Annotated in this window: 11 protein-coding genes; 7 read left to right on the top strand and 4 right to left on the bottom strand. The window is 71.4% G+C overall.

Translation table 11 applies throughout. The annotated features are described in order from the left end of the window. The 6 genes from Q0L15_RS06745 to Q0L15_RS06720 form a co-directional block, all read left to right on the top strand. Window positions 1-882 (top strand): 3-hydroxyacyl-CoA dehydrogenase family protein (locus Q0L15_RS06745; RefSeq protein WP_296603149.1); only part of this gene is annotated, 882 nt, incomplete at its 5' end. Between the two features lie 97 nt (window positions 883-979). Next, window positions 980-2,467 (top strand): MFS transporter, encoded by a 1,488-nt coding sequence (locus Q0L15_RS06740; protein WP_296603148.1) that lies wholly within the window; start codon window positions 980-982, stop codon window positions 2,465-2,467. Window positions 2,468-2,501: 34 nt separating this feature from the next. After that, entirely contained in the window at window positions 2,502-2,741 is a 240-nt protein-coding gene (locus Q0L15_RS06735; RefSeq protein WP_296603147.1) for a hypothetical protein, read from the top strand. Between the two features lie 35 nt (window positions 2,742-2,776). Next, window positions 2,777-3,565, top strand: a complete 789-nt coding sequence (locus Q0L15_RS06730) for a hypothetical protein (protein ID WP_296603146.1) — start codon at window positions 2,777-2,779, stop codon at window positions 3,563-3,565. A 45-nt stretch (window positions 3,566-3,610) separates the two neighbouring features. Next, window positions 3,611-4,420, top strand: a complete 810-nt coding sequence (locus tag Q0L15_RS06725; protein ID WP_296603145.1) for an endo alpha-1,4 polygalactosaminidase — start codon at window positions 3,611-3,613, stop codon at window positions 4,418-4,420. Then, window positions 4,411-5,226 carry an alpha/beta fold hydrolase gene (locus Q0L15_RS06720; RefSeq protein WP_296603144.1) on the top strand — a complete coding sequence of 272 codons (816 nt, stop codon included), beginning with the start codon at window positions 4,411-4,413 and terminating at the stop codon, window positions 5,224-5,226. The genes Q0L15_RS06725 and Q0L15_RS06720 overlap by 10 nt, the downstream gene beginning before the upstream one ends. A 13-nt stretch (window positions 5,227-5,239) precedes the next feature. On the opposite strand, the gene Q0L15_RS06715 is transcribed toward Q0L15_RS06720, so the two are convergent. Both Q0L15_RS06715 and Q0L15_RS06710 read right to left on the bottom strand, forming a co-directional pair. Then, window positions 5,240-5,377, bottom strand: coding sequence for a hypothetical protein (locus Q0L15_RS06715; RefSeq protein WP_296603142.1), 138 nt, complete (start codon window positions 5,375-5,377; stop codon window positions 5,240-5,242). After that, on the bottom strand, window positions 5,374-5,919 hold the full coding sequence (locus tag Q0L15_RS06710; protein WP_296603140.1) for a CGNR zinc finger domain-containing protein: 546 nt from the start codon (window positions 5,917-5,919) through the stop codon (window positions 5,374-5,376). Before Q0L15_RS06710 ends, Q0L15_RS06715 begins: the two co-directional genes overlap by 4 nt. 39 nt (window positions 5,920-5,958) lie before the next feature. Here Q0L15_RS06710 and Q0L15_RS06705 point away from each other — a divergent pair, with 39 nt between their 5' ends. After that, complete coding sequence (locus Q0L15_RS06705) at window positions 5,959-6,957, top strand: EamA family transporter (protein ID WP_296603139.1); 999 nt, start codon at window positions 5,959-5,961, stop codon at window positions 6,955-6,957. On the opposite strand, the gene Q0L15_RS06700 is transcribed toward Q0L15_RS06705, so the two are convergent. Next, entirely contained in the window at window positions 6,917-8,068 is a 1,152-nt protein-coding gene (locus Q0L15_RS06700) for an AI-2E family transporter (RefSeq protein WP_296603137.1), read from the bottom strand. The two genes, Q0L15_RS06705 and Q0L15_RS06700, sit on opposite strands and share 41 nt — an antisense overlap. Next, a partial coding sequence (locus Q0L15_RS06695) for a hypothetical protein (RefSeq protein ID WP_296603135.1) occupies window positions 8,065-9,111 on the bottom strand: 1,047 nt, incomplete at its 5' end. The genes Q0L15_RS06700 and Q0L15_RS06695, both read right to left, overlap by 4 nt.

Here is a 9,111-nt window from a genome sequence, read left to right as displayed (position 1 = left end):
GCCGACGAGCAGCCGACCTTCCGGCACGAGATCGCCAAGGTCGGCGTCGTCGGCACCGGCACCATGGCGACCGGCATCGTCGAGGTCTTCGCCAAGGCGGGGTACGACGTCCTCTACGTCGGTCGCTCGGCCGACAAGGTCGACGGCGTTGCCGCGGCCATCACCCGCAGCTTCGACAAGCAGATCCAGCGCGGTCGCTCGACCGAGGAGGCCAAGGCCGAGGTCCTCGGCCGCCTGACCGGGACCACGTCGCTCGACGACCTCGCGGACGTCGACATCGTGGTCGAGGCGATCGCGGAGGACCTGCAGATCAAGACCACGCTGTTCGAGAACCTCGACGAGATCTGCAAGCCCGGCGCGATCCTCGCGACCACCACGTCCAGCCTGCCGATCATCGCGTGCGCCCGCGCCACCAAGCGGCCGCAGGACGTCATCGGGATGCACTTCTTCAACCCGGCGCCGATCATGAAGCTCGTCGAGGTCGTCTCGACGGTCTCCACCGACGACGCGGTCACCGAGACCACGCGGGCGCTGGTCGCCAAGATCGGCAAGGTGGGCGTCACGTGCGCCGACCGCGCGGGCTTCATCGTCAACGCGCTGCTGTTCCCGTACCTCAACGACGCCGTCAAGATGCTCGAGGCCCACTACGCCACCGCCGACGACATCGACCTGGCGATGAAGCAGGGCTGTGCGCTGCCGATGGGCCCCTTCGAGCTGCTCGACGTCGTCGGCAACGACGTGTCCCTGGCGATCCAGCGCGAGCTCTACCTCGAGTTCCGCGAGCGCGGGTTCGCCCCCGCTCCGCTGCTCGAGCACCTCGTCGCCGCGGGCTACCTCGGTCGCAAGACCAAGCGCGGATTCCGGGACTACTCCACCCGCTGACGCCGAACACCCGTCGACCCGCCCGGAACTTTCGGGCGGGTCGACTCGTTCTTCTGTGGATGCGTGACGGCCGTCACCCGTGGGTACGGCACGTCTCATGGCAGTCGAAACCGGTCGGATCACCACCGACATCCCCGCTCGCCTGGACCGCCTCCCGTGGGCGAGGTGGCACTGGCTCGTCGTCATCGGCCTCGGCACCGTCTGGATCCTCGACGGGCTCGAGGTCACCATCGTCGGCTCGATGTCCGACGCCCTCAAGCCCGACGGCAGCGGCCTGGGCATGAACAACTTCGACATCGGCCTGGCGGGCTCGATGTACGTCGCCGGCGCCTGCCTGGGCGCGCTGTTCTTCGGTCAGCTGACCGATCGGCTGGGCCGCAAGAAGCTGTTCATCATCACGCTGGCGGTCTACACGGTCGCGACCGTGCTGACGGCGTTCTCGATGAACCCGATGTGGTACTTCGCGTGCCGGTTCCTCACCGGCTGCGGCATCGGCGGTGAGTACGCCGCGATCAACTCCGCGATCGACGAGCTGATCCCGGCCAAGTACCGCGGTCGCGTCGACGTCGCGATCAACGGTTCGTTCTGGGTCGGTGCTGCCGGCGGCGCGCTGCTGACGATCCCGCTCCTCGACCCGACGGTCATCGACCAGTCGTGGGGCTGGCGTCTGGCGTTCGGCCTGGGCGCGATCCTCGCCGTCGGCATCCTCGTCGTGCGGCGCAACGTGCCCGAGAGCCCGCGCTGGCTGTTCATCCACGGCCGGGAGGACGAGGCCGAGGAGATCGTCCGCGACATCGAGCGCACGGTCTCCGAGGAGTCCCACCACCAGCTGCACGACGTCCACGACACGATCACGATCCGGCAGCGCAAGTCCATCGGCATCGCGCTGATCGCCAAGACCGTGTTCACGCTCTATCCCAAGCGCACCGTGCTGTGCTTCTCGCTCTTCGTGGGTCAGGCGTTCCTCTACAACGCCTTCTTCTTCACCTACGGCGACACCCTGACCACGTTCCTCGGGGTCGAGCAGACCGGCTACTACATCGCGATCTTCGCCGCGAGCAACTTCGCCGGGGCGCTGCTGCTCAGCCCCCTGTTCGACAGCCTCGGCCGGGTCAAGATGATCACCACCACCTACATGGGCTCGGGCGTGCTGCTGGCGATCACCGGGTTCTACCTGGGCAGCTTCGACGCCAAGACGCTGACGCTGATGGGCGCGATCATCTTCTTCATGGCCTCGGCCGGCGCGAGCGCGGCGTACCTCACCGCCAGCGAGGTCTTCCCGATGGAGACGCGGGCGCTGTGCATCGCGTTCTTCTACGCGATCGGCACCGCCGCCGGCGGCATCTCCGGCCCGCTGTTCTTCGGCTGGCTCATCGAGCGGGCCTCGGACAGTGGCGACATCAGCAAGATCGCGATCGGCTACTTCATCGGCGCTGCCCTGATGATCATCGGCGGCATCGTCGAGGCGTTCCTCGGTGTGAAGGCCGAGGGCAAGTCGTTGGAGAGCCTCGCCAAGCCGCTCACGGCCGAGGACGAGCCCGGCACGGCCGCCGGCTCGGACGCGACGCAGCCGCAGCACGCCTGACCGACGTCGACGACACGCAGAGGAGCACGACGCCATGCCGATGCCACCGCCGAAGGCCTCCACCGAGGGCAAGCGCGACCGCCAGGTGTTCCACGAGATGGGCCAGATCGTGCGGGCGCTGGAGTCCACGGGACCCCAGCAGCCCGGTGACCTGGCCCGGCTCGTGGGCGCCGACTTCTGGGAGGCCGACCGCTTCGACCGGGCCCTGGCGCTCGCGGTCGCCGACGGGCTGGTCTACCGGACCTCCGACGGGGCGATCGCAGCCGCCGGCTGATCGCCGCCCTTGGCCGCTCTTCGTACGCTGGAGGCATGGAAACCCTGGTGGTCCTCCTCGTGCTCGCGGTCGTGGTCGTCGCGGTGGTGGTGTCGCGGCGCAACGCCCGCGCGCGGGAGCTGGCGCGGCAGCGCGCCGAGCTCGAGCCGGTCAAGAAGCTGGCGTTCGAGGACATCACGGCCCTGGGGGAGCAGCTCCAGGAGCTGGACCTGGATCTCGCGGGACACCAGCTCGGGGCGGGGGAGAACGCCGACTACCAGCGCGCTCTCGACGCCTACGAGTCCGCCAAGACGGCCGGCGACGCGATGACGCGTCCCGACGACGTCCGGCACGTCACGCAGATCCTCGATGACGGGCGCTACGCGATCGCGTGCGTCCGCGCGCGGGTGGCGGGCGAACCGCTGCCGACCCGCCGCCCGCCGTGCTTCTTCGACCCGCGGCACGGCCTGTCCGTGACCGACGTGCCGTGGACCCCGCCCGGCGGCGCGACCCGCGACGTCCCTGCCTGTGCTCTCGACGCCGAGCGGGTCTCCGTCGGCGCCGACCCCGACGCGCGCATGGTGATGGTCGGTGCGCAGCGGGTGCCCTACTGGCAGGGCGGGCGCGCGTACCAGCCGTACGCCGCCGGCTACTTCAGCGCCTTCGGACCGATGGAGCTGATGTTCGCCGGGATGATGTTCGGCGGCCTCGGCGGCTTCGACATGCTCGGCGACGGCATCGGCGCCATCGGTGACGGCATCGGCGACCTCGGCCAGGGCATCGGCGACGGCCTCGGCTCGATCGGCGACGGCATCGGCGACCTGTTCGACGGCTTCGACTTCTGAGCGCGCTCCAGCGGCCAGTGGCGACCTGTGCGCGAGGATGACCGGGTGCTCGGACACCGCGACGTCTCTCGATCCGGTCGGCCCGTCCGCCGACTCGTGACGCTGGCCGCGTCACTCCTCGCGCTGCTGCTCACGACGCCCGCGCTCGCCGCGTCGCCCCCGGTCGATGTGCTGCCCACCGGCACGGACGTCGACTACCAGCTCGGCGGGGTGCGGTCCGTGCCCGGCCACGTGGGTGTCGTGGTGCGCGACCGTCGGGCGAGCCCGGTCGAGGGGCGCTACAACGTCTGCTACGTCAACGGCTTCCAGACCCAGCCCGACGAGCGCCGGTTCTGGCGCCACCACCGGCGCCTGGTGCTGAAGGACGACGGCCGGCTCGTCGAGGACGAGGCGTGGGGCGAGTGGCTGCTCGACGTGCGCACGCGGGCCAAGCGGACCGACCTGGCCCGGATCCTCGGCCGGTGGGTGCGCGGCTGCGCGGCCGACGGGTTCGACGCCGTGGAGTACGACAACCTGGACTCGTTCACCCGCAGCCACGGCCTGATCCCGAGACGGGCGACGCTCGCGTTCGCCGCGCTGCTCGTGCGGGCCGCCCATGACGCCGGCCTCGCCGCCGGGCAGAAGAACCTGGCCGGCTACGACGGCTCGGCGATCGGCTTCGACTTCGCCGTGGCCGAGGAGTGCGGTCGCTACCGCGAGTGCGCGTCGTACGTCGACCACTACGGCGACAGCGTCCTGGCGATCGAGTACCGGCGAACCGACTTCCGCTGGACGTGCTCGCACGTCGGCGACCGGCTCGCCGTGGTGCTGCGCGACCGGGACCTCACCCCGACAGGAGTACGCGCATGGTGTTGAACCGCAGCAGGGACGTCACGGCGGACGACACCGGCCTGCACGTGACGTCGCTGGGGGAGTCGGGGCCGCTCGTGGCGTTCTGCCACGGTCTGTTCGGTCAGGGCAAGAACTGGACCACGATCGCCAAGGCGGTCGCCGAGGACCACCGGGTGCTGCTCGTCGACATGCCCCACCACGGACGGTCGGTCTGGCCGGAGCGCTTCGACTACGTCGACGTGGCCGACCGGGTCGCGGCGCTGTTCTCCGCCGACGACCGGGTGCAGCTCGTCGGCCACTCGATGGGCGGCAAGGCCGCGATGGTGCTCGCACTGCGCCACCCGGAGCTGGTCGAGCGGCTGTGCGTGGTGGACATCTCGCCGGTCGACTACCAGGAGCGGGGCGAGTTCGGGCGCTACATCGAGGCGATGCTCGCCCTCGACCTCGCGGACCTCGAGCACCGACGCGATGCCGACGCGGCGCTCACCGAGGCCGTCCCCAACCCGACCGTGCGCAGCTTCCTCCTGCAGAACCTCCACCACCACGCCGGTCGGTGGACGTGGCGGCCCAACCTCGAGGTGCTCGGCCGCGACCTGCCCGTGCTCGGCGGCTGGCCCGAGGAGCAGCTCGTCGACTGCCGTCCCTACGACGGCCCCACGCTCTGGGTGGCCGGTCAGACCTCGCCGTACGTCCGCGACGAGTACGCCACGGCCATGGACCGCTGGTTCCCCCGGAACCGGCGCGTGGTGATCAAGGGCGCCGGCCACTGGGTGCACTCCGAGCAGCCCCAGGTGTTCACCGAGGTGCTCCGGAGGTTCCTCGCCGCGTAGCTCCTCGGCGGACCTACCGCTCCGGAGCGGGCTGCGTGTCGGGCGCGACGCCCGGGTCCTCGCCCGGCTGCGGCGTCGGGATCGGCTCGGGGTCGCCCGAGGGGACGACGTCGGGCTGGATCGTGTCGGGGTCCTGCGGGGTACTGATCATGGAGAACCGGTACCCGATTGCCGGGCGCGGTAGGCGGCGACGGCGTTGCGGTTGCCGCAGGTGGTGGAGCAGAACCGCTTGGACCGGTTGCGTGACAGGTCGAGCACGATGCCCTGACACGTCTCGTCGGCGCAGATGCCGAGCCGCGTCAGCTCGTCGGCGCGGATGACGTCGATCATCGCCATCGCCGTCTCGACCACGATGCGCGTCGCGAGGTCGCGGTCGGGGCCGACCGCGTGGAGGTGCCAGTCCCACTCGCCGTGGCGCACGAGCTGGGGGACCGCGCCGGCGTCGGCGAGCATCCGGTTCACGATCGAGACGGCGGTGTCGCGATCGGCCGTGAGCAGCTCGTAGAGGGCCGGCCGCACGGCGCGGACGCCATCGAGCTCGACCGCGTCGAGGTCGTGGCGGCCGGTGTACTCGAAGCCGGTGAAGAACGCGTCGAGGTCCTCGACCGTGGTCAGCGTGTCCGGCTCGAGCCCGGAGTTCGCGAGCACCACGGCGGCCTGGAGGGCCGCCTCGGTGTCATGAGTGAAAGGCACGTTGACACGTTACATCATCGACCACTAGCGTCATCTGCCATGACGACGTTGACCCATGACGAGATCCCGGTGTCGAGCGGGTCACGGCTCGTCGGCGGGCTCGGGTTCGCGGTCGTCTCGGCGGCGTCCTTCGGCCTGTCGGGAGCGCTTGCGAGCGAGTTGCTCGACGGCGGCTGGAGCCCGGGCGCGATCGTCCTGGTCCGGGTCGGGATCGCCGCGCTCGTCGTGACGCCGTTCGGTGCCGCCGCGCTGCGCGGACGCTGGGGGCTGCTGCGCCGCAACGCCGGGGTGATCGGCGTCTACGGCGCGCTGGCGGTCGCCGGCGCCCAGTTCTGCTACTTCTCTGCGGTCGGTCACATGCAGGTCGGGCCGGCGCTCCTGATCGAGTACACCGCACCGGCCGCGGTCGTGGTCTGGCTCTGGGCGCGCCACGGCCAGCGGCCGGGTCGCGTGACGATCCTGGGCGCGGCGCTGGCCGCCGCCGGGCTGGTGCTCGTCCTCGACCTGGTCTCCGGGGCCGACCTGAGCATTGCCGGGGTGTTGTGGGCGCTGGCGGCCATGGTCGGCGCGGCTGCCTACTTCGTGATCTCCGCGGACGAGGACAACGGCCTGCCGCCGATGGCCCTGGCCGCGGCGGGCCTCGTGCTCGGCGCCGTCTCGCTCGGGGTGCTCGCCGGGGTCGGGCTGCTGCCGATGCGCGCCACCACCGCGTCCGCGACGTACGCCGGCACCACCGTCGACTGGTGGGTCCCGCTGGTCGTCCTCGGCGTGGTCACCGCCGCGATCGCCTACACCACCGGCATCGCCGCCGGCCGCCGGCTCGGGTCGCGGCTGGCCTCGTTCGTGGCGTTGCTCGAAGTGGTCGCGGGTGTCGTCTTCGCCTGGGTGCTGCTCGACGAGCTGCCGCGTGCCGTCCAGCTGGTCGGCGGACTGCTGATCCTGGCGGGCGTGGTCGCCGTCAAGATCGGCGAGCGGGCGACCGTGGGGGAGCTGCTTGTCAGCGATGGTCCTGCCGGCGCACCACGACCTCGCGGGTGAGCATCAAGATCGCGGCAGCGGTGGGGATCGCCAGCAGGGCGCCGATGACGCCGAGCAGCGCCGCGCCGACCAGTGCCGCGATCACGGTCACGGCGCCCGGCACGTCGACCGAGCGTGACATCACCCGCGGGTAGATCACGTAGTTCTCCACCTGCTGGTAGATCACGTAGAACACCACGCAGGCGATGCCGATCTTGGGGTCCTCGGCGAAGCCGATCGCCGTGACGATCACCGCGCCGATCGTGGCACCGATCATCGGGATGACGTCGAGCAGCGCCACGACGAAGGCCAGCGCGACGGCGTACTGGCCGAGCCCGACGACGAACAGGAAGATCAGCGAGGAGATGCCCGCGCACGTCGCGACGATGAACGCTCCGGAGACGTAGCCGCCGACACCGGCGATCACCCGGTCGCCGAGCAGCGTCACCCGCTCGCGACGGGAGGCCGGGGCGAGCTGGTAGAGGGCCTTCTTGGTCTTGTCGAGCGAGGCGAGGAAGTAGAGCGTCAGCACGATGACGATGAACGCGTTGGCCAGCGCCGAGAGCACCGCCAGGCCGAACCCGAGCACGCCGCCGAACAGGCTGCTGGCGAAGTCGCCCTTGGCGATGTAGTCCTTGATCTTGTCGATGATCTGGTAGCGGTCGTCGAGGTCCTGGACCCGTTGGTTCTTCTGCAGGCGGTCGAGCCAGTCGGGCGCGTTGTTGCCGATCGACTGCACCTGGTCGGTGATCACCGGGACGATCGCGACCAGGAACAGGGCGACGGCCGCGAGCGCCACGACGATCACGGTGACGACGGCGTAGGAGCGACGCATGCCGTGCCGCTCGAAGAACTCGACGGCAGGGTTCAGCCCCGCGGCGAGGAAGAGGGCGACGACGACGAGCAGCAGCGTCGGTCCGATGGAGGTGACCGTCGAGCCCAGCCACCAGGCGAGGAAGAACCCCAGCCCACCGAAGAACCCCCAGACGAAGGGAGAGTGCCGCGAGAGCGGCGCGCCGAGCTCGCCGAGGTACTCGCCCTCGGCCTCGAGGGCGGGGTCCGGCTCCTCGGCGTCGGTCGACGCCGAGGACGCGGGCTCGCCGGCGTCGGCCCCTCGCGGGGCGTCGGTCACTCGTCGTCCTTGCTGAAGCCGGTGATCACCTCGTGCAGCGAGGCGAGCTGCGCCATGATCGCATCGCGCCGCTTGCCGAGCCGGTCGACCTCGGCGCGGACGGCAGCGAGGTCGCGCTCGGCCTCGGCGTTGCCCGTCGAGGTGATGGCCTCGGCCTGCGTCTGTGCGGAGGCCACGATCTGCTCGGCCTCGCGCCGGGCCCGGCTGAGCAGCGCCTCCGCCTCGGTCGCGGCCTGGTTGCGGTGCTCGGTGGCCTGGGTCATCGCGTCGCGGGCGCGGCGCTCGGCGGCCTCGGCCCGCTCCTCGGCCTCCTCGACCAGGCGACGCGTCTCGGCGGTGGCGCTCGTGTGGTGGTCGGTCGCCTCGCGAGCCAGGCGCTCCTTCTCGACCGCCAGCGACCGGCGGGCCTCCTGGACCTCGCGGTCGGCCGCGGCGCGGAGCTGCTCGGCCTCCCGCTTGGCCGACGTGCGCAGCTCGTTGGCCTCCTGGGCGGCGGCGAGCCGCAGCTGGGCGGCCTGGCGGTTGGCGGCCTCGACCAGGTCCTCGGCCTCGCTGCGGGCCAGCGCCCGCTCCTGCTCGGCGTCGGCCATCAGGCGAGAGCGGTTCTCGTCGAGCTCCTTGAGCTGGACCAGCCGCATGTCCTCGGCCTCGCGGGCGGCGTCGGCGCGCATCGCCTTCGCGTCACGGGCGGCCTGCTCGCGGATCTCGGAGGCGTCGCGCTGGGCGGTCTCGCGGACCTCGGCGGCCTCCTCCTCGGCCAGCCGCAGCATCGCGCTGGCGCGACCGCCGAGGCCGGCGTACGACGGGCTCTCGTTCTCGGCGAGCTCGCCACGCAGCCGCTCGACCTGCTCCTCGAGCTCGAGCACGCGGCGCTCGGACTCGGTGAGGCTGGTGCTGAGGCCGGCCTTCTCGGTGCTGAGCTGGCGGACGCGGGCGTCCACCGCCTCGCGGTCGTAGCCGCCGCGGCGCACCACCGGGAACCCCGCGGGTGCGGCATAGCCACCGGCCGGGGCCTGGGTGGCCGGGCGCGGGGTGGCCGGGGG

The organism is Nocardioides sp. (assembly GCF_024509035.1).
Taxonomy (GTDB): Bacteria; Actinomycetota; Actinomycetes; order Propionibacteriales; family Nocardioidaceae; genus Nocardioides.
Note: the sequence above shows the minus strand (reverse complement) of the source record. Positions and strands in the feature narration are given on the sequence as shown.

Bases quoted from the DNA above. Each gene is read 5' to 3' on its own strand.
- Q0L15_RS06740 (WP_296603148.1), top strand. From the start codon at position 980: ATGGCAGTCGAAACCGGTCGGATCACCACCGACATCCCCGCTCGCCTG.
- Q0L15_RS06735 (WP_296603147.1), top strand. From the start codon at position 2,502: ATGCCGATGCCACCGCCGAAGGCCTCCACCGAGGGCAAGCGCGACCGC.
- Q0L15_RS06730 (WP_296603146.1), top strand. From the start codon at position 2,777: ATGGAAACCCTGGTGGTCCTCCTCGTGCTCGCGGTCGTGGTCGTCGCG.
- Q0L15_RS06720 (WP_296603144.1), top strand. From the start codon at position 4,411: ATGGTGTTGAACCGCAGCAGGGACGTCACGGCGGACGACACCGGCCTG.
- Q0L15_RS06715 (WP_296603142.1), bottom strand. From the start codon at position 5,377: ATGATCAGTACCCCGCAGGACCCCGACACGATCCAGCCCGACGTCGTC.
- Q0L15_RS06705 (WP_296603139.1), top strand. From the start codon at position 5,959: ATGACGACGTTGACCCATGACGAGATCCCGGTGTCGAGCGGGTCACGG.